Source organism: Corynebacterium heidelbergense (assembly GCF_028609845.1).
GTDB lineage: Bacteria > Actinomycetota > Actinomycetes > Mycobacteriales > Mycobacteriaceae > Corynebacterium > Corynebacterium heidelbergense.
Genome location: NZ_CP063191.1, coordinates 61,489 through 79,753, shown reverse-complemented (window position 1 = coordinate 79,753; position 18,265 = coordinate 61,489). Strand labels below are relative to the sequence as shown.

The following is an 18,265-nucleotide window of genomic DNA, read 5'->3' as shown; positions in this document are numbered from 1 at the left end:
TACTTATATGTATGCCCAATAAGACGATCTACATCTCCGACGCCGACGCTCCCCTGGCCGACCGGGCCGCCGAGCTTTCCGGCGGCCTGTCCCCCGCGGTCGTCGAGGGCCTCAAACTGCTGGTAGCGCGCCGAGATGCCGAAGCCGAGGGCTTCGAAGAAATCCACGTGCGCGACGATCGCGATGGCGCATCAACGACTCGGATCTTCCACGGCCGACAGCTCGCACGCCTAGAGGTCTCCGAAAAGGGGCAACGGACGACATGGAATAGCTACGCCACCCCCAAGGGAGCCCTTGCCGTTGTCCGAACCCACAAGAAGGACTTCCTGGGGCTGGTACAAACCCTTGGTCCGGGGGAGATTCGCGGCACCACCGAACGGGATGACTTTCAACACCTCCGACGCGCTGCGCGGGATTTCCTGGGCAATACGAACCACCGATTCGCCGACGGTCGGCGGAACAGTTTCACCACGGCCCCAGAGTGGGAATTCACCGTGGACATCGCCAATGACCTGGCCCGCCGATTTGGAATCGACCCGCACCGGTTGAGTAGTGGGGTGTCCTCAAACTTCGGTGGGTTGTTGGACGAGCTCGACCGATTCTTCAGCTCCGGAACTTCCTCCAGCCAACAATCGGGCTTTGGCGCGGACGGGCGAGCCCAACGGGAAGGGGAAGGTTCCTCCGGGAAGGGTCGGGGCTTCAGCAACGTCATCGATCACACCAATGACGATTCCGAAGGTCTCGGAGCCGATGACACGTCGGCACCCGATGCAGCAAATGACCCGCAGCTTCAGGACGACTCGGCGCAGCACCCACCCCGCGCTACCCACGTTCCTTTGATAGACAGCACCTTGGAAGTGTTCGAGAACACCGAGGCCCTCCGACAAGCTGCATTCCGGGAAGCCAACTCTGCTGCGGACCGGTCCGGAAACGGCGGCGATTACGTGGGCCAAGTTCCGGCGAGCTTCGTCACCGCCACCGAGCGTGCCCTCAACCACCCCCCGGTGGAGTACTTGGATATCTAGATCGACAGGCACGCCCGCCCGGGGCCCAGGGAAACTCACGAAGAGTAGTAGGGCGGGCTGCCCGTGAAGAGACGGTGTTCCGGCACGCGTTGGCGACCGCCCACCGGCTACGGGAGGCCGGCCAGCGGATGACGGACGCGAAGATCATCGACGCCTACGAGTACGCCTATAACGTGGCTCAGGCGGTCGGGGCGGATCACCGCAGCCCGGAGATGCCCCCGCAGCGCGATCGGCAGACCATGGCCCGGCGGGTGCGTGGGTATGTGCTGTCCGGGTCAGAGAACAGCCGGGGGTCGGTGTTCACCGGCGCGACGGCTGGGGTCAGCGCCCGTGCTGCCAATGGCTTTGCCTACTTTCGGTCAAGACGGTGCCGTGAAGACGATCCTCGGACGTCCCAATCATCCAAATAGACTCCGACCTAGGGCTTAAATTTCCTCACTAATGATGGGCCCCGCAGCCCACTCTAAAATCCGCAGCCTCCAACTCCACCTTCACCTTCCGCTCGGAAAGGGTCGGCGACTGAATGGGCCGCACCCATCCACCCCCCGGCAAGAACCCCACCCCAGCTCTGACGGTTTGCCCAGTTAGCGTGCATGAGGCGGCCAGGCAGTTTATGGTGTCGCCTAGGGTTGGGAAACCTTTCCCGGCCCGGGACTCCTCGTACTCCTGTCGGCTCAGCCCTGGACGGTAGCGACCTCCGGGATATTGGAGAATTGCAATGACATCTGGCAACTCCGGCAACGGTAGCCCCGGCGGCGGCTACCCGAACCACAACTACGGCGGCGGTAACGCCCCCTACAACCCTTCCAACAGCGGGGGACCCGGTTACGGCGGCGGTCATTCGCACCAACAAGGCTATGGTCAGGGGTATGGGCAGCCGGGTTACCCGCAGCAGGGCCCCGGCCAGCAAAGCTACGGTCAACAGGGCCAGCAGTACGGCAGAGGCGGGCAACCAGGCCCCCAGTACGGGGCAGGCTACGGCCAACCGGGCCAGCAGAACCAACCGGGGCAACCCGGGCCGTGGGTGCAAGGTGGCAATGGTCCAGCGGCCCCCTACGGCAGCCCCAACCCCTCCAATGGCAAGGGCAATAAGACCCCGCTATTGATCATCGGGGCGCTCATTCTGGCGATCCTGCTAGTCGGTGGGATCTTCTTCCTCCTCAACCGCGATAAGGAGGATTCGGCTTCCCAGAACCCATCGAATTCTCCTACCACCAGTGCTGGAGCCATGAGCGATTCCCTGGAGACGAACGAAACGACTACATCGCTCTCGGACCCTGTTCCCCTGGGCCAAAGCCCAGATACAAAGTTTGCCAACTCCATCCCGCGAGGGGTTACAGGCTATCTCGAGAGCTGCCGCCTCATGCGCTACACGTGGGAACGCCCGGACAAGCCCAACGAGCAAATGCCCGGTCAACAGTGCACGGGCAAAACCGGTTCCCCCCTTGCCTTCCAGGAAGTCGATCTTGTCGACTACAGAGCTTACGGCGACGACAACATCGGGTTCTTCAAGTCTCAAGGGGGAATTATTGTCTCCGATACCCCAGACGACTTCGCGGCTTACGCCGAAACCGATCCGGGAGACTGGGGGCTCAATGTCGTGAACCCCACAGCGGGACACACTATGGAGATAGAGAAGGTCGCCGGGGGCGAGGAGGCTGCGAAGACGGTCCTCCGTTCTCTCGGGTACCAAGTACCCTAAAACCGAATGCAGCCCTGGCCCTGGATCTAACTGCCGATACGATCCAGGGCTCGGTCAATGTCCGCCAGAAGATCATCGACGTCTTCAATGCCGATGGACAGGCGCACCAAATCCCGCGGCACCTCCAACTGAGACCCCTGAACGCTGACATGCGTCATCGTGGCCGGATGCTCCACCAGGCTCTCCACCCCACCCAGGGATTCAGCCAAGCAGATCAACCGGGTGGCCGAGCAGAAGTCCGCAGCCACCCGCTCCTCGGCGAACCGCACGGAAACCATACCGCCAAATGCATCCATTTGGCGCCGAGCGGTCTCGTGCCCGGGATGGCTGGCCAACCCAGGGTAGAGGACCTGCTGAACCTCTGGACGTTGCTCCAGGTGCTCGGCAACGCGCAGCGCGTTGCCGCAATGACGCTCCATCCGCACACCAAGAGTCTTGATGCCGCGCGCGGTGAGGTAGGCGTCGAACGGACTGGCTACGGCACCCACGCCGCCGAGCAAGAAATTTAGGTCCGCATCCAATTGCCCATCGTCCGTCACAACGGCCCCACCGATGGCATCCGAATGCCCCCCGAGGTACTTCGTCGTGGAATGCAAAACCACATCCGCCCCAAGGGACAACGGCCGCTGTAGATAGGGGGAAGCAAAGGTGTTGTCCACCACCAACTTGGGGCCATCCAGGCAGGCTGCGATCGCCGCGATATCACTGACCGCCAGCATGGGATTGGTGGGGGTTTCCAGCCACACCACTTTCGTCTCTGGGCGAACAGCGGCTGCGACCTCAGCGGGCCGGGAAGTATCCACGACGCTGAACTGCACCCCCCAGGCAGCGAACACCGAGGCGATGAGGCGGTAAGTGCCCCCGTAGGCGTCGTTACCCAAAATGAGATGGTCCCCCGGCCGCAACAGAGCGCGCAGCAGCAAATCCGTCGCCGCCATCCCGGAGGCGAAAACCTTGCCAAAATTGGCACCCTCCAGGTGGGCAATGGTCTGCGCCAGTGAGGCCACCGTCGGATTTGCTACTCGCCCGTATTCGAACCCGCCACGGAGCTGCCCGGGAGCCTCCTGAGCAAAGGTGGTGGAGGCATAGATGGGGACGTTGATAGAGCCCAGGTGCGAGTCGGGCTCGTAACCGGCGTGGATGGCGGCGGTGTCGAAGCCGGGGCGTGGGGTAGTCATGGGGGATCCTCGCGGTCTACAGTTCTCAGTGGACTGGACCAGAATAGACCAAGCTGTCCATTTTGGGCGAAGGTGCCCCTCCCCGTACCCAACTGACCTGCTCTAATCCGCTGGTCCCGTCGCATCTCAACTCGCCGTTTCCCATCTCGTCCGTGAAGGCCCCATGCCCAATCCCACCTTCGACTGGAACTCCCCCGCCGACGTCGTCGCCCCCCTGCTCCTGGGCGCGGTACTGCGGCACGGTCCGGTGGCTATCCGCATCACCGAAGTCGAGGCCTACCTCGGCGAAGCTGATCCCGCTTCGCACGCGGCCAACGGCCCAACCCCACGGTGCCGAACGATGTTCGGTCCACCCGGCCACCTGTACGTGTACGCGAGCTATGGCATCCACCGGGCAGGCAATGTGGTGTGTTCCCCGGCGGGTACCGCCAGCGCGGTGCTGTTGCGGTCCGGGGAGGTGGTAGATGGTTACGACGCCACCCGCACCCGGCGCGGCCTCACATGCCCCGACGCCGGGCTAGCCCGCGGGCCGGGGAACCTAGGACGGGCACTGGGGTTGGACCTGCACCTGGACGGTGCCACCATCGCTCTTGCCGCGCCGAGTGAAGTCACGTACGGGAGCACTACGACGGGCCTCCCCGCCCCAAGTGGCGATGAAGCATCCACCGCTTTTGAGCTGAGCCTCCCGGGCTCACCGATCCCCTACCAGACGGGCCCGCGGGTCGGAATCACGAAGAACGCCGAAGCCCCGCTGCGGTTCTGGATCCCGGGCAACCCAACGGTGAGCCGCCGCCGATAACGGTGCAGCTCAACGCCCGTGTGACCCCGAGGAGTGACCCTGCCTGCAGCGGCCGCCCCCCTCTCCCGGGTAGGCCCGGCTGATTAGCATCGCCCGAGCCACTGCACCATCGCATCGCGCTCCGCCTGGGTCACCCACAATTGATACTTCGCCTTGATATGCACCTGTCGGGCGACGTACGCGCAGCGATAGGACTCATTGGGCGGTAACCACGTGGCCGTATCGCCCGCCCCCTTCTGCTGATTGAGAGAGCCATCGACCGCCAACAGGTTTTCCTCGTCGTTAGCAAACACCTCACGCTGTTCCGGAGCCCACTGCTGCGCCCCTTTCTGCCACGCATCATCGAGCGCCACGACATGGTCGACCTGAACGGCCTCGCTGGTTTGCGGACCCCGCTCGAAACGAATATCCCGCCCGGAGTAGGGGTCGTGCAGCAAACCCGAGGTGACCTTGCAGGGCCCCTTGCGCTGCACGTCAACCAAGTCCCGGCCCAGGACATCATTGCGCTGGTCACAGCCGTTTCGGTCCACGTCCTTCCAGCGCTGACCGAACTGCTCCCGCGAGTAACCCGTCTGCGGGGCACGCCCCTTGACCTGCAAGGAGCCCAACTCCCCCTGAGCTGCGACGACATTGGGCGCCCCCAGTGGCACCGGGCCCAAGGGGACGGGAACCTGAGCCCCCGGAACCGGAACTGGGGGAACCGGGCCCTGCGGTTGCTGTTGCTCCGCGGACCCCGCCCCCGTGGCATCCCCGCCGCTGCCATCCCCGTCACCGCCATCTCCGTCGCCGCCATCCCCAACCACTGGTGCCGCACCCGCCGGTTCACCAACCGCGCTATCCTGCGAGTTCCCAGAACCCCCCGGGACGGAACTACACCCAGTTGCGCCAATCAGAACACAACTCGCCATCACCGCGCTCCAAGCAATTGCGGTTGGGGTTCGACACTTCGGGGAGGAGTACGTTCTCATGAGTTCACAGGCTAGCTAGCGCGCGGGACATGGCGCCCTCACCTACAGCCACGCATGTCGAAAAGTACCGCAACGATCCGAGGGACCTGGACCCCCACCGTGGCCTAGACTGACCATGAACCCCAACCGCTTCCCAACCCCTCCCCCTCCTTGGACTGAAAAAAGGATCCACGCATGTTGACCTCCCTAACCACCCGGGCTAAAAACGCGGCCATCACCTTTCCGCAGGTGTACACCCCTACGGTCGCAGCGAGGATTGTCCGCTCACTAACTAGCGGCGGATCCCAGTCGGCTAAGGTCGGCCAGCCCACCTCCGGTGGGCTCGGCGCGCGGCACCACTACGGCGTGACGATCGGTAACCCAGGGCCACGCTACGCACCCAAGGCCCCGGCAAACGGGCGAACTTCCGGCATCGCCTATGCCCAGGCGGCGGCCGCACAATTGCCGACCGACGCAGCGAGTTGCAAGAGTTAGGGCCACTGGCGAGGATCCCCCCCACGACGTGCCCGCGACGCACTACGGCCGCGGGACGATGTACCGCCCGGCGCCGGGCACGATTTCCACAAGCATCGGCAGCGGGGCGAAAAGATCGCCGTCCGCGTAACCGTTGATCCCCGGCATATCGATAGCTACCGAATGGGCCCGGTGCAGATCAATGCCCTCCTCGCCGCGAATAGCGCCGGAGAAGATTTTCCCGAACTTCGTTGCAACCTTGGGTTTGGACATTTGGCCCAGGATGGTGACATCCAAGAGTCCATCGTGGTGATCCGCGTCCGGGCAAATCTTCATTCCTCCACCATAACTCCGCGTATTCCCCATTGCGCATAGGGTAATTCTCCCATCCAACACGCGCTGAGTATCCATACCTGGGTCCAACACCAGCCGAGTGGGAATGGAATGGAAGTTCAGGAACTCCATGACGATGGCCAGGTTGTAGCGATTTCGCCCCTTTGGCCAGGTAATTTTATTCGTCCGATCGCTTACGAGCGAATCAAAACCAGCACAGGCGATGGTGCCGAACCAGGAGTTCGAAACGGCGTCAATTCCCGATACATCTAAGGACGCCATATCCCCGCGCGATCCAAAAGCGCCGGCCTTGCATTGCGTCATTCGGCCCAGGTCCGTGGTAGTCCAAAATCCCGCCGCCACCACCTCGGCTGCCTTGAGGGGATCCGTGGGAATGTTGTATTCCCGGGCGTGGTCATTACCCGTACCGGCAGGAATGATTCCCAAGGGTTTGTCAGACTGAGCTTGCTCCTGCAGCGCCAACGAGATAAGGCCGTCGCCGCCGCACACCACCAGGGCATCGATGCGATCGTCGGCAACCATGGTCGCCGCCAATTCCCGAGAGGCCGCGGCGCTGGAACCCTGGATCGCCACCACGTCCACGCCGAGCTGGTTAAGGTGCCCCCGGGCTCGATCAGCAATACGAGTCGCGGCCCCCTTGCCCGCAGCCGGGTTCGTGAGCATGGCCACGCGTCTGATCGGGGCGGTTCCCACTGAAAAACTCATGGCTTACTGGCCCTCTCCACCCTCGTCGATAGCGGAGCTGACGGTACTCGCAGCGCTCCCCGAGGGGCTAACCGCAGGGCCGTTGCCCGCCCCCACCCGGGATTGCGCGGAAAGATCAAAGGTCTTGCCCGGGTTCAAAATCCCCTCCGGGTCCACCTCCCTCTTGACCGCGCGGAGGATCTCAATGCCCAGCGCGCCGATCTCGGCGTCCATCCACGGCAAATGATCCGTCCCCACCGCATGATGATGTGTGACTGTCCCGCCGTTATCCGCAATGGCCTGAGTGGCAGCCTGCTTCGCCGCCCGCCACCGGGCCTGAGGCTGGGGGCCAGCGGCCCCCACGATCGTGAAGTACAGGCTGCACCCCTCCGCGTAGACGTGGGAGACGTGGCACATGATCAGCGCCGGAGTGCCATCGTGGACTAGAGCCTTCGCCAGCGCCTCCCCCACCGCCTTCTTCAGCCGAGGCACATTGGACCAGTCCGTGGCTGTCTCCAGCGTTTCGCACAGGGCCCCGGCGTCCATGAGGGAATCGCGCAGCACGGGCGCGCCGAACCGGCCCTCCTCCCACTTGCGCGCCGGGCCCTCCCCCAAGGACTCGCCGCCCAGCCGCTGCATCAGCGCACGGGTCTCCTGGTGGCGGGATTGCGCGTGCTGCGTGGTGCCCTCGAACAGGGTGATGGCAAGGCACCCGGTGTGCGCCGACTCGTCCTGCTCGCCGATTTTGTCAGTGCTCGTGAGGTTGACGCTGGACTCAATCTCATCGGACAGGCGCAGCACAGTCGGTCCCGCCCCCGTCTGCTCCACCGTACGCAGGGCGCGCACACCGTCGGCGAAGGTGGCGAAACTGAAAGCCTCGTACAGCTTCGTCTCCGGGATGGGGTGGACCCGCAGGCGGACCTTCGTGATGATGCCGAACAGCCCCTCCGAGCCCAAGAACAGCTGCTTGAGCTGCGGTCCCGCAGCAGTGGCTGGAGAAGCCTGGCCGGGGTGAAGAATCCCCTTGGGGGTAACCACCGTTAGCTCCCGGACCATCTCATCGAAACGGCCATACCCCGCCGAGTTCTGTCCTGAGGAGCGGGTGGCGGCAAACCCCCCGATCGAGGCATAGGGGAAGGACTGCGGGAAGTGCCCGATTTGCAAGCCGTGCTGGGCTAGCAGCATCTCTGCGTGGGGTCCGGACAGGCCAGCACCGAGGGTGGCCAGCCCGGATTCCTCATCCACATCCTCGCATTGATCGAAGCGGGCAAGATCCACACTGAGGACCGCGCGATGATCCCCCGCCAGCGGGCTCAACCCCCCCACCACGGAGGTACCCCCGCCAAACGGCACCACTGCCACCGACTGTTGGGAACACCACCGCAGAACCGCCAGCACCTCCTCTTCGCTGCCGGGGGCCACCACCGCATCCGGGGCCGCGATGACCTGGTCCAGGCGCCAATCCACCAGGTCCAGGTAGCTCTTCCCGCGGGCCCGCGGGGCTCGCTGTTCCTGCTGGGTGGACACGTACTCGGCCCCGACGATCCCCTGCAACTCGGCGAGGTCCGCGTCACTGAGCTGTATGGGGCTTAGGCGCACCTCCGAGAGCTCTCGGCGCGGACTGGGTTCCGTCACCCCCAGCATTTTGTGCAGCATCTTTTTTACGGAGGCCGAAAGGTCCTTGGCCTCGTCTGGCGTGCCCCACAGATTGAACTCCATCGGAGGGGTGGGCATGGCGGTTTCGGTGAGAGCGGCGGATGTAGGCGCACTGGGATCGGTCATACCCCCACAATATGCGCCCGCTGACACTTTCTCGGGATAATGTGGCATACCTGCGCCCGCCACGCAATTCTGTCGCATCGCCGACCGTATGTCCGGCGGCCGTAGTAAGTTCGCACTCATGAGCCGCCGCAACTCCGCCATTGATCGCGCCACCGCCATCGCCAACGCCACGACCCGCAGTGCCCACCACGTGGCGGAGGCTTCTAACCGTCCGGCCTTCCGCGCGGAGCGGGCGGCCCTGTCCCCGCAACGCCGGGCGGATCTACTTGACCAACTGCGTGGGGGCCAGCGAAAGGGCGGACCCTACGACCTGATTGTCGTCGGTGCGGGGGTGACGGGTGCGGGGGTGGCCCTCGATGCCGTGACCCGCGGGCTGCGCGTGTTGCTGGTGGACAAGGTGGACTTGGCCTTCGGCACCTCTCGGTGGTCCTCCAAATTGGCCCACGGGGGGCTGCGCTACCTGGCCAGTGGAAATGTAGGGATCGCGCGGCGTTCCGCGAAAGAGCGGGGCATTCTCATGGAGACCACGGCCCCCCACCTCACCCGGGCGCTGCCGCAGGTGGTCCCGGTCATGGCCAAGTTTGGCGTGCTCAACAACGTCCTCCCCCGCCTGGGCTTCCTCGCCGGGGATGCCCTACGCATTGCTGCCGGCACCTCCGCACAGACCCTCCCACGATCGCGCACAATTAGCGCCCGAAAGGTCGCCGAGCTCTGTCCCGCTGTGGATCGCGCCGAAGTGAAATTCGGGTACGTCAATTACGACGGCCAGCTCACCGACGACGCTGCCCTGGTCACAGCCCTGGCCCGCACCGCGGCGGGCTATGGCGCAGATGTGCTGACCCACGCCCCCGTCACGCAGGTGACCTCCGAGCAGGGGTTGAGCCACGTCACCTTGCAGTTCGGGCCCGATACCAGGGACACAGTCACGGTAGCCGCAGCCGGGGTGATCAATGCCACCGGCGTGTGGGCCGGGGATCTGGATAAGCGCGTGACCGTCACTCCCAGCCGGGGCACCCACCTAGTCATCCGTTCCGAAAAACTGGGCAACCCCACCGGGGCACTGACCGTCCCGGTTCCCCATGCCACCAACCGGTTCTGCTTCGTCCTGCCCACGGGGCTGGGCCGGTGTTATGTCGGGATTACGGACGAAGCAGCGCCGCTCGCCGACGAACCGGAGGCCCCCGAGACCGATATCCACTTCATTTTGGACGTCATCAACCAAGCGTTGGACAAGAAGCTAACCCGCAGCGACGTGGACGGGGCGTTCGCCGGGCTACGCCCGCTGATCGAGCTGGCGGAGAACAAAGAGCACACCGCCGACCTGTCCCGGGAGCACGCCATCTTGGTGGAGGACGGCATGGTCACTGTCACGGGCGGCAAGCTCACGGAATACCGGCTTATGGCTGAGCAAACGGTGGATGCAGTGCTGGCGGATCCGACCATTGGCTCCCGCCTAACGGGCAAGTACGGGCCCTGCGTGACAGAGCGGACCCCTCTTTTAGGCGCCCCCGGTCTGCCGGATGTCGCTCCGGATTCCGCAGCGTACACGGAGCAGTGCGTGATACCGGACCCCGGCCAGCCGGCGCTCCCCGGCTCGTCCATATCCCGAGCCCGGATGAGCTTCGCTGTCACCCACGAGGGCGCCCGGACGGTCGGCGACATTCTGGATCGCAGAACCCGCATCGGGCTAATCCCGGAGGACCGCGCCGCCGCGACCGCAGCCGCAGAAGAAGTTCTCCGCGCTGCCCGCGTGGAGGGCGTCGGCCCCACCCCGGCGTAACCGGCGAGAAAATCCCCGGTAGCGGTGGTTCGGCTAGCGGAGCTGAGCGAGGATCGCCGTGACCGACTCCCCGCCTAAAGTTTTCGCCTCCGGCGCTGCCGCCGTGGGCGACGGCTGCTGCCAGGTTCCCAGCATAAGCCCCGGCTCCTCCGCTGCAGCTTGGGCCGCGGAATCCGAGGCACGCAGGTCCACCACCAAGGGGAATTCGACCTCGACGGAACCGTGCCCGGATCGCGTGCCGGTACCCTGCACCTGAACCTTGGGTTGGATGACACTGCCGTCCTTGGCACTCTCGCTCACCGGCCCCCGACCCGCGGAGGTAATAAGAGCGCCGATCGCCTCGGCGAACTCGGGACGCTGACGGGCATCAAAGATGTGGCGTCGGCCCAGCTCGCTGTGGCTCATCTCCCCCAAGAACCCGGGGCGTTTGGCGCCCTCCTGGTCGGCCTCGCAGTAGGCCAGGGGTACCTGGACGGTGGCCTGACCATCGGTGAACAACGTAACCTGCAGGCCCACTTTGCCCCGTGGATCCAGGACCCGGTAATCGCCGATCTCGGTCAGTGCGGCAAACGCGGCGGGGTTGGCGTCCACACCTAACAGGGCCTCCTGCTGCAGAAACAACCGCTGGAAATGGGGCTTATCGGGGGACAGATCGGCATCCGGGAAGATAACGGCCCGCTGCTCCTGGGCGGCCCCCGAAGACTGCATTTTTCTCGCTTGGTCAGCACTTTTTGCTGTCATGGCCACCACGCTAGCAGTGCACCGGGCGGCCACGACGAGCAAGACGAGGAACAGTAGGAAACCGCTCAACCCCTGCGCATTACCCACCAGCCACTGCTGCAGGTGAAAGGTGTAGTGCTCGGCATGCGGGTAGACGTAATGCGGGCCGAACAAGTTCGCCGCCAGGAACACGACGATCACAGCGGCCAAGACGCGGCGCTGCGGCAACCGCTCCGTGCCCACCGCCAGCGCCGCTAACAACGGGAAAACGAGCACAATCCCAGTCCAGTGGTGGGTGACGGCAATCGGGTTGGCCAAGCAAACCCCCAATACCACCAGCAACAGGGACACCACCCGATGCCCGCTTTTCTCCAACTTCCAAGCCCCCCACAACACCGCCGCAGCGACGAGGATGAAGCCCGGCACCATGATCAACCCCACCACGTGATCCGACAGTCCTGCGCGGGTCAGCAGGCCGCTCAGAGCCTGGTTCGGCGGATACGACGGGGGTCCGCCGCGATCGGACTTGAAGAACTCGTCCGTCCAGTAATAGAGGGACTCCGCCGGGCGCACAAGCGCACCGATGGCCGCCGTGAGAAAGAAGAACCCCGCCGAGCGGGCCACGGACCACCAGTCCTTGCGGGCGAGGAACACCAAAGCGTATGCCGCCGGGGTGATTTTGATGCCCGTGGCGATGCCCACCCCTACACCCCGCAGCTTGCGGGGCACGTAACCCAGCGCATCCGCCGTGACGAGCAGGATGAGGAACGCGTTGATCTGCCCGTAGATGAGGTGCGTTCGCACGGGCTCAATGTTGATCGCGAACCCGGCCAACCCGATGCTCCACAACACCCAGTTGCGCAAGCCCACCCGGCGGCACACCATCGCCAGGATCACCCATACCGCGGCAACGGTCAGCAGCGTCCAGGCCACCTGCATGTGCTTTTCCTGGATCCACTGCAGCGGCACGAAGGGCAGCGCGGCAAAGGGTGGATAGATGAACCGGAAACCCGAGCGGGTGGGGAAAGCATCGGAATACAACGGCTGCCCGTGCACCAGGGCGGAACCGGCGTCCTGAAAAACCCCCACGTCCAGCAGGTACTTCTCCTGCGCATGCTGCACGGCGAAATACCCCCCACCCAGCAGGCCCGCCAGGCCAAGCAGGAAAACCACCCACTGCCCTATGGTCAACAGTCCCCGGGTAAACGGCGGGAAGGTCAGTTGGTGGTGCCGGTCGATTGGCTGCAACAGGCTCGTCGGGGACCCGTGCGAGGCAAACCCATCGCGGGAAACCCCAGTGGGGGCGGCAGTGGACATGTGGTGAATATATCCCGGCTCCGGGACAACCACCGGACACGGGGGCCACAACCCGCGAGGCTAAGACTGGGCGAAGCTCTCCAGGTCCTGGGGCGCCCCGGCCAGGATGATCTCGTCCACATCGTCGAGGTTCAGCTCCCGAGTGTAGGGCTCCCAGGAGCCATCCGGGTGCCGGGCGGACACCACGAACACGCCGTGATCCCGCATCAGCCGATCCGGGTCGAAGCGAGCGCGGGTGAAGTACGTGGGCGGGGCCATTTTGATCATGCCGTGGTTCTCGTCGAACTCCGCGAAGTCCTGAAAGCGTCCGCCGAGGAGGTGGGCCACCCGCCGCCCGGTATCGCGCTCCGGGCGGACGACGTGATGGACCCCGACCTGGGTAAGAATCCGGGCATGCGCCTTCGAATCGGCCTTCGCCCAAATGTGGGGAATGCCCAGCTCCACGAGGTTGGAGGCGGTGAGGATGCTGGCCTCCAACTTCGAGCCGATGGCCAGCACCACCCGCTCCACCTGGTCCACGCCCAACTGCCGCAGGGCCTCGATGTCGGTGGTATCCGCCTTCGCGGTCTGGGTGAGCTCCTGCGAGCACACCTGCACCAGGCGGTCGCTGCTATCCACCCCCAGCACCTCCACCCCATGCTCTGCCAGCTCAGCGGCGAGGGAGGCGCCGAATCGGCCCAGCCCTAGCACCGCCACGGGCGGGATATCGATCTGACGCTTGCCGCGCAGTGCGTTGCCAAGGAAGTTACCCAATGAAAGGCCTCTCAGACGGTAGATCGTAGCGCCGCTTGCGGTTCCGGCTGGCCAGCGCTGTCACCAGCGTAATCGGACCAACCCTGCCAAGGAACATCAACATCATCAACACGGCCTGGGACCCAGCGGTGAGCTGGGCGGTGATGCCCGTGGACAGCCCCACTGTCCCGAAGGCGGAGATCACCTCGAACATAATCTGATCGCTGGTGAACTGAACATCCATAATCTCCACTGCGACCACGGAAAACACCACGAGAATCACTCCGGCTGCGGCGACCGTCATGGCCTGGCGAACCACCGTATCCTCGATCCGCCGGCCGCCGATCGTGGTGGCATTGTCCCCGCGAAATTCGGCGAACGCCGCCGCCAGCATGATGGCCACCGTGGTGATTTTCACACCACCCGCCGTTCCGGCGGACCCCCCACCCACGAACATGAGCATGTCGGTGATGATCAATGTCGCGGGATGCAGCTCGGCGTAATCCAAGGAGTTGAACCCGGCGGTACGGGGGCTGACCCCCTGAAAGAACGCGGCGAGCACCTTTGTATGCACCGGCAACCCCTGCATGGCGTGGGTCCACTCCGCCAGCCCCACCGCCACGGAGCCAACGACGATGAGGAACGCCGTACACCACAGGGTGATGCGGGAGGTCACGCTCAGCCGCATGGGGTGCCCGCCCACCCGGCGAAACCGCCAGGACCGCTTGACCTTGCTCACAAGCTCCGCCAACACCGGGAACCCCAGGCCGCCGATGATGAGCGCCCCGGCCAGGGGGATGATGATCCAGGCATCCCCCACATACGGCACCAGACTGTCCGAGCGCAGCCCGAACCCCGCGTTGTTGAACGCGGATACGGCGTGGAAGAGGCCCTCCCACATCGCCCGGCCCAGGCTCATCCCGTATTCCTGCCTGAACCGGATAACGAGGATCACCGCGACGATGAACTCCACGGTGGCCGTCAGCCGTAGGGTGGCGCTGATGGTGCGCCGGACGTTCCCGATGTTGCCGCTGCGCCCCTCCGCCGCTGCGTTCATCTGCTGGCGCAACCCCAACTTCCCGGTGAGCAGCATGCCCGCCAGGGAGGTCAGGCTCATGATGCCGAATCCCCCGAGTTGGATGAGCAGCACGATGATGACCTGACCGAATGTGGACCAGTGCGTGCCCGTATCCACCACGACCAGGCCCGTCACGCACACTGCGGAGGTCGCCGTGAACATGGAGTGAAAGAAGGGGGTGGCCTCCCCCGACGCAGAGGCGACCGGCAGGCTCAACAGCAAGGCGCCGACCATGATGAGGCCGAAGAAGCCGCCCGTCACCAACTGGGTCGGCTTTACCCGTGGGGCGCCGTTGCGTTCTTTCACCCGCAACACACTAGAACCGAGGCGGGGATGTGTCTATCTGCGCCTCCAGCCAATCCCCCACCTTGGGCCACAATTGCTTATTCTTCAACCGGAAGAAACCCATATGGTCCACCGGGCCGGCGATCTGACCATTCGGCCCCACCTGCACGTTCATCTTTTCCACGTCCGCGTTGGTCATGCGATCCGTCAACACATCAACGGCCCGGCGATTAGCCCACGGATCATCGCTAAACACGACACTGAGGACGGGGCCGCGGAGCTGTTCGTATCGGGCGGCGAAATCGTAGGTGGCGTCGTCAAAAAAATAACCGGGCTTTTTCGTCCACCCCGCCCATTGGCGCATCACGCCGAGCGGAATGTTGCGCCCCATCCCAAAGAGAGCCACGGGCACATGGCCCAAAATGCGAGCCGTAAGGGGCGTGATGACGTTGAAAATGGTCCACACTTTGACGCGCTCGCGGCGGCCGCGCACAAGGTTCGTGATGCCCGCGTGGCTGGCGATCATGACCTGCGCGTCCACGGGGGCTTCCCGCTGCCCCACCGCAGCCTGCCCATGCGCCCCCACCGAGTGCCCCACGGCGAGAATCGGGATGTCCGGGAATCGCCGCCGGATCCACCCGGTGGCGGCGGGGACGTCCTTAAGCATCCAATCGGCCATCACCATGTCCGGGTCGGCGCGATCCCCCGGGCTCTCGCTGAAGCCGCACCCCCGGAAGTCGTAGATGAGGGTAGGCCAGCCCTTTTCCTCGGCCAGGTAGGCGGCGAATTTGCGGTACAGGTTCATGTCCACGCCGGTCGCCGGGTGGATCACTGCGGCCGCGGCGGGGATGCGGGACTGTGCAGACGCGGACGTTGCTTTGGTCGGGTCCGCCGCCATGTTCTTCGGGACGCCAGGGACCTCCAGTGCGGGCGGAAGAAACAACTCACCGACCAAGGGGTGCCCGTCGGTAGCACTGAAGGTGACCTTCTCCGTGCGGGGAGCATCGCTGCGCGGTTCCGTGTTCGCCATGGCTTCGAGGGTAATGGCAGGTGGACGGGGAGAACGCCGGTTTCGCCGACTCCGGCGACAGTGCTGCACTTATAGTTATCTGCACTCGAGCGATAAGTGAGTTGTGACACAATCAGCAGTATGGGATTCGTCAAAAACCTCCTACACCCCTCCCGCCTCGCCGCGCAGGCCCTGTCCTCCCCACAGTTAGCCCGCCGCATGATGAGCGCCTGGACCCCGCTGTTCGGCTCCGGTATTCGCATCACCCACATCGAACCGGACTGGTCCGGGGGGCGGCTGGAGCTGCGGCTGAACTTCCTCAACCTCAACATGCACGCGGCTGCCTTCGGCGGCACGCTCTTCTCCATGACAGACGTGCTCTTCGGCACCCTGGTCAACCGCCGTATGGGCAAGGACTTCGAGGCCTGGACCCGCACCGGCACCTTCCAGTTCCTCACGCCCGGGCGCAACGGCGCCTACCTGGAGGTGGAGGTCAGCGATGAGCTCATTGCCTGGATCAAGGAATGCATCGCGAAGGACGGCTACTGCAATGTCCCCTACACCACCGTGGTGCGTAACCGCGATGGCTCGGTCGTTGGAATCGGGCAGCAAGATCTGCACGTGCGCCCCCGCGGCGGCGGGAAGCGAGCCCCCGTCCCGGAGCAGGCCCGGCGCCCACGGGGGCTGGTGCTGGAGGCGCTGGCCACGTCCCTGGTGTGGCAAGCCTTCCGGGATCACCCGGAGACCCTGACGGTCCTCATGAGCGAGCAGCGCCGCATCCCTGCGCCGGAGGAGCAGATGCGGCATGTGGCCGCCGCTGCGTTGGAGAAGTCCGAGATGACGCGCGAAGACCTACTGGGGATGGGCATTCCACAGGAACTGCTGCCCCAGTAGGTCTGGGTTCGCCCGGGATTGCGGTGGCCCCCGGGGGGCTCGGCGGGCGATGAAGTGAACGGTTTAGTCGACCGAGTTAAGCGACCGGGCCGCCGCACACCGGCCAGGCACCTGCGCCCTGCCCGGCAAGAACCTTCTCCGCGATCTCGATCTGCTGTTCCCTGGACGCCTGGTCCGCAGTCGGGGCGTACTGCCCGCCGCCGTACCCGTTCCAGGTTTCGGCGGTGAACTGCAGGCCACCGTAGAAGCCGTTGCCGGTGTTCGTGGACCAGTTACCATCGGACTCGCAGGCTGCGACCTGATCCCACTGGCTGGCGTTCGCGGCCGGGGCGGCAGCGGCCACGGCACCAGCGGTTCCGGCGGCCAGGGCAAAGCGGGTCAAGGTGGTCTTAACGGACTTACGCATGAAAGAAACTCCTGCTCGAGTACTTATTTCGCTTTGAAGCGGCCCTCGCGGGACTCGAACGTCGGGTTCGGCGCGTGCGGCCGCAGCGCAGCAAGTGCTACGAAGCTGGGGCGATGTACAAGGTGTCTGCCGTGCCAGGGAGGGGGATTTCTTTATCCGCCTGGGCGGATAGGTACGCCCAACTCCGGCACTGAGATCTCGGCCACGGAAGTTCCGGTGGCCACCCACGGCCCGCCAACCTACGCAAGCCTCCCCCACTGCGGTCAAGCCAAGACCGCGTAGCTGAAAGGATTTCCAGGAAAGGTTCACGCTCCGGCCAGGGTGTGCGCCCGGGCCATGGAGACGGGTCTAGCGGGCGTATCCCCGCACGTCAGCGGACTCGATGCGGGAGGGCGTAGCGTATGCCGTCGCGGCGGTGCAGATGATTCCCGTGAGCGTCACGAGGGTGCGCCAGTCCCCGTTGAGCAGGCCGCCGAGCACCACCCACACCACGATCGCCACCACGGCGAGCGCGATGACGGCCAGGCCGAAGAGGTGCTCGTTGCCCGTTCCGGCGACGGGGATGTAGAGCAGACCAGCGACCACGCCTAGAACCCCGGCAATCACCCCGGACATCACCGCCGGCCCCATCCCCAGGGACACCATGCCCGGCAGCAGGCCGACCAAAAGGTCCACCACGTACACCAGGGCGAAGGTCACCACGGCGGACAGCAGGCCGAGCATCACCAGGTTGACGATGACCTTCTTGGTATCGAACCGCCCCGCGATGAGGGACTGCTTCGGCGCCGCAGGCGGGGTGGCCGAGGGAGCTGGAGCCGCGTTGCCAGCCGGTGCGGCGTATTCCGGTTGATAGCCCTGCTGGTAGCTCTGGTAACCCTGCTGGGCGCGGCTGTCCCGGGAGCCGTATTCCCCGGAACGCCCGTAATCCTCGTCCCGGTAGAAATCACCACCGGAGTTGCCGTAACTATTGCGCCCGCCCTGGTAGTCGTTCATGTTCAGTTGGCGGGTTTGATCGTCGTAATTGTCGTGATTTCCGTTGCGGTAGCTCATCGGTTCATCCTTCGTAATCATCGCGGCTGGGATGGGGGAGGGCGGCGCG

At 64.8% G+C, this 18,265-nt stretch carries 17 protein-coding genes; 7 read left to right on the top strand and 10 right to left on the bottom strand.

Features of this window, described 5'->3' with window-relative positions; all coding sequences use genetic code 11:
• The first annotated feature begins 11 nt into the window (after positions 1-11).
• The 3 genes from CHEID_RS00340 to CHEID_RS00330 all read left to right on the top strand — a co-directional run bounded on the left by CHEID_RS00340 (position 12) and on the right by CHEID_RS00330 (position 2,727).
• The gene (locus tag CHEID_RS00340; protein WP_112770006.1) at positions 12-1,025 is read left to right on the top strand and encodes a hypothetical protein; all 1,014 of its coding nucleotides are present in this window, start codon (positions 12-14) and stop codon (positions 1,023-1,025) included.
• Between the two features lie 74 nt (positions 1,026-1,099).
• Positions 1,100-1,435: a hypothetical protein gene (locus CHEID_RS10510; RefSeq protein WP_420536379.1), complete on the top strand. Its 336-nt coding sequence runs from the start codon at positions 1,100-1,102 to the stop codon at positions 1,433-1,435.
• A 308-nt stretch (positions 1,436-1,743) separates the two neighbouring features.
• Positions 1,744-2,727, top strand: coding sequence for a hypothetical protein (locus CHEID_RS00330; RefSeq protein ID WP_112770005.1), 984 nt, complete (start codon positions 1,744-1,746; stop codon positions 2,725-2,727).
• A 26-nt stretch (positions 2,728-2,753) separates the two neighbouring features.
• On the opposite strand, the gene CHEID_RS00325 is transcribed toward CHEID_RS00330, so the two are convergent.
• A complete protein-coding gene (locus tag CHEID_RS00325) occupies positions 2,754-3,905 on the bottom strand; it encodes a cystathionine gamma-synthase (protein ID WP_112770004.1) in 1,152 nt (383 codons plus the stop codon).
• 163 nt (positions 3,906-4,068) lie between these two features.
• On the opposite strand from CHEID_RS00325, the gene CHEID_RS00320 reads away from it, so the two are divergent.
• Positions 4,069-4,704 (top strand): DNA-3-methyladenine glycosylase, encoded by a 636-nt coding sequence (locus tag CHEID_RS00320; protein WP_112770003.1) that lies wholly within the window; start codon positions 4,069-4,071, stop codon positions 4,702-4,704.
• Positions 4,705-4,787: 83 nt separating this feature from the next.
• Here the strand turns inward: CHEID_RS00320 and CHEID_RS00315 are convergent, their stop codons facing one another.
• Positions 4,788-5,354, bottom strand: a complete 567-nt coding sequence (locus CHEID_RS00315) for an HNH endonuclease family protein (protein WP_337956030.1) — start codon at positions 5,352-5,354, stop codon at positions 4,788-4,790.
• 492 nt (positions 5,355-5,846) lie between these two features.
• On the opposite strand from CHEID_RS00315, the gene CHEID_RS00310 reads away from it, so the two are divergent.
• Complete coding sequence (locus CHEID_RS00310; protein ID WP_112769469.1) at positions 5,847-6,146, top strand: hypothetical protein; 300 nt, start codon at positions 5,847-5,849, stop codon at positions 6,144-6,146.
• Positions 6,147-6,188: 42 nt separating this feature from the next.
• Here the strand turns inward: CHEID_RS00310 and CHEID_RS00305 are convergent, their stop codons facing one another.
• The gene (locus CHEID_RS00305; RefSeq protein WP_112769468.1) at positions 6,189-7,184 is read right to left on the bottom strand and encodes a diacylglycerol kinase; all 996 of its coding nucleotides are present in this window, start codon (positions 7,182-7,184) and stop codon (positions 6,189-6,191) included.
• Positions 7,185-7,187: 3 nt separating this feature from the next.
• The gene (locus tag CHEID_RS00300; protein ID WP_112769473.1) at positions 7,188-8,882 is read right to left on the bottom strand and encodes an FAD-binding oxidoreductase; all 1,695 of its coding nucleotides are present in this window, start codon (positions 8,880-8,882) and stop codon (positions 7,188-7,190) included.
• Between the two features lie 181 nt (positions 8,883-9,063).
• Between CHEID_RS00300 and CHEID_RS00295 the strand changes: the two genes are divergently transcribed.
• Positions 9,064-10,725, top strand: coding sequence for a glycerol-3-phosphate dehydrogenase/oxidase (locus tag CHEID_RS00295; RefSeq protein WP_112769467.1), 1,662 nt, complete (start codon positions 9,064-9,066; stop codon positions 10,723-10,725).
• 33 nt (positions 10,726-10,758) lie between these two features.
• Here the strand turns inward: CHEID_RS00295 and CHEID_RS00290 are convergent, their stop codons facing one another.
• The 4 genes from CHEID_RS00290 to CHEID_RS00275 are packed head-to-tail and all read right to left on the bottom strand — an operon-like array spanning position 10,759 to position 15,887.
• Positions 10,759-12,762: a glycosyltransferase 87 family protein gene (locus tag CHEID_RS00290; RefSeq protein ID WP_112769466.1), complete on the bottom strand. Its 2,004-nt coding sequence runs from the start codon at positions 12,760-12,762 to the stop codon at positions 10,759-10,761.
• 60 nt (positions 12,763-12,822) lie between these two features.
• Complete coding sequence (locus CHEID_RS00285; protein WP_112769465.1) at positions 12,823-13,515, bottom strand: potassium channel family protein; 693 nt, start codon at positions 13,513-13,515, stop codon at positions 12,823-12,825.
• A complete protein-coding gene (locus tag CHEID_RS00280) occupies positions 13,508-14,878 on the bottom strand; it encodes a TrkH family potassium uptake protein (RefSeq protein WP_238599316.1) in 1,371 nt (456 codons plus the stop codon). The genes CHEID_RS00285 and CHEID_RS00280 overlap by 8 nt, the downstream gene beginning before the upstream one ends.
• A 10-nt stretch (positions 14,879-14,888) precedes the next feature.
• Positions 14,889-15,887, bottom strand: coding sequence for an alpha/beta hydrolase family protein (locus tag CHEID_RS00275; RefSeq protein WP_112769464.1), 999 nt, complete (start codon positions 15,885-15,887; stop codon positions 14,889-14,891).
• A 120-nt stretch (positions 15,888-16,007) separates the two neighbouring features.
• Here CHEID_RS00275 and CHEID_RS00270 point away from each other — a divergent pair, with 120 nt between their 5' ends.
• Complete coding sequence (locus tag CHEID_RS00270) at positions 16,008-16,760, top strand: PaaI family thioesterase (RefSeq protein ID WP_112769463.1); 753 nt, start codon at positions 16,008-16,010, stop codon at positions 16,758-16,760.
• 76 nt (positions 16,761-16,836) lie between these two features.
• Here CHEID_RS00270 and CHEID_RS00265 read toward each other — a convergent pair whose 3' ends face one another.
• Together CHEID_RS00265 and CHEID_RS00260 are read right to left on the bottom strand one after the other, a co-directional pair.
• Positions 16,837-17,166, bottom strand: coding sequence for a transglycosylase family protein (locus CHEID_RS00265; RefSeq protein WP_112769462.1), 330 nt, complete (start codon positions 17,164-17,166; stop codon positions 16,837-16,839).
• A gap of 348 nt (positions 17,167-17,514) precedes the next feature.
• Positions 17,515-18,216 (bottom strand): hypothetical protein, encoded by a 702-nt coding sequence (locus tag CHEID_RS00260; RefSeq protein WP_112769471.1) that lies wholly within the window; start codon positions 18,214-18,216, stop codon positions 17,515-17,517.
• Positions 18,217-18,265: the final 49 nt, after the last annotated feature.

Bases quoted from the DNA above. Each gene is read 5' to 3' on its own strand.
- CHEID_RS00340 (WP_112770006.1), top strand. From the start codon at position 12: ATGCCCAATAAGACGATCTACATCTCCGACGCCGACGCTCCCCTGGCC.
- CHEID_RS00330 (WP_112770005.1), top strand. From the start codon at position 1,744: ATGACATCTGGCAACTCCGGCAACGGTAGCCCCGGCGGCGGCTACCCG.
- CHEID_RS00325 (WP_112770004.1), bottom strand. From the start codon at position 3,905: ATGACTACCCCACGCCCCGGCTTCGACACCGCCGCCATCCACGCCGGT.
- CHEID_RS00320 (WP_112770003.1), top strand. From the start codon at position 4,069: ATGCCCAATCCCACCTTCGACTGGAACTCCCCCGCCGACGTCGTCGCC.
- CHEID_RS00310 (WP_112769469.1), top strand. From the start codon at position 5,847: ATGTTGACCTCCCTAACCACCCGGGCTAAAAACGCGGCCATCACCTTT.
- CHEID_RS00305 (WP_112769468.1), bottom strand. From the start codon at position 7,184: ATGAGTTTTTCAGTGGGAACCGCCCCGATCAGACGCGTGGCCATGCTC.
- CHEID_RS00300 (WP_112769473.1), bottom strand. From the start codon at position 8,882: ATGGAGTTCAATCTGTGGGGCACGCCAGACGAGGCCAAGGACCTTTCG.
- CHEID_RS00295 (WP_112769467.1), top strand. From the start codon at position 9,064: ATGAGCCGCCGCAACTCCGCCATTGATCGCGCCACCGCCATCGCCAAC.
- CHEID_RS00290 (WP_112769466.1), bottom strand. From the start codon at position 12,762: ATGTCCACTGCCGCCCCCACTGGGGTTTCCCGCGATGGGTTTGCCTCG.
- CHEID_RS00275 (WP_112769464.1), bottom strand. From the start codon at position 15,887: ATGGCGAACACGGAACCGCGCAGCGATGCTCCCCGCACGGAGAAGGTC.
- CHEID_RS00270 (WP_112769463.1), top strand. From the start codon at position 16,008: ATGGGATTCGTCAAAAACCTCCTACACCCCTCCCGCCTCGCCGCGCAG.
- CHEID_RS00265 (WP_112769462.1), bottom strand. From the start codon at position 17,166: ATGCGTAAGTCCGTTAAGACCACCTTGACCCGCTTTGCCCTGGCCGCC.
- CHEID_RS00260 (WP_112769471.1), bottom strand. From the start codon at position 18,216: ATGAGCTACCGCAACGGAAATCACGACAATTACGACGATCAAACCCGC.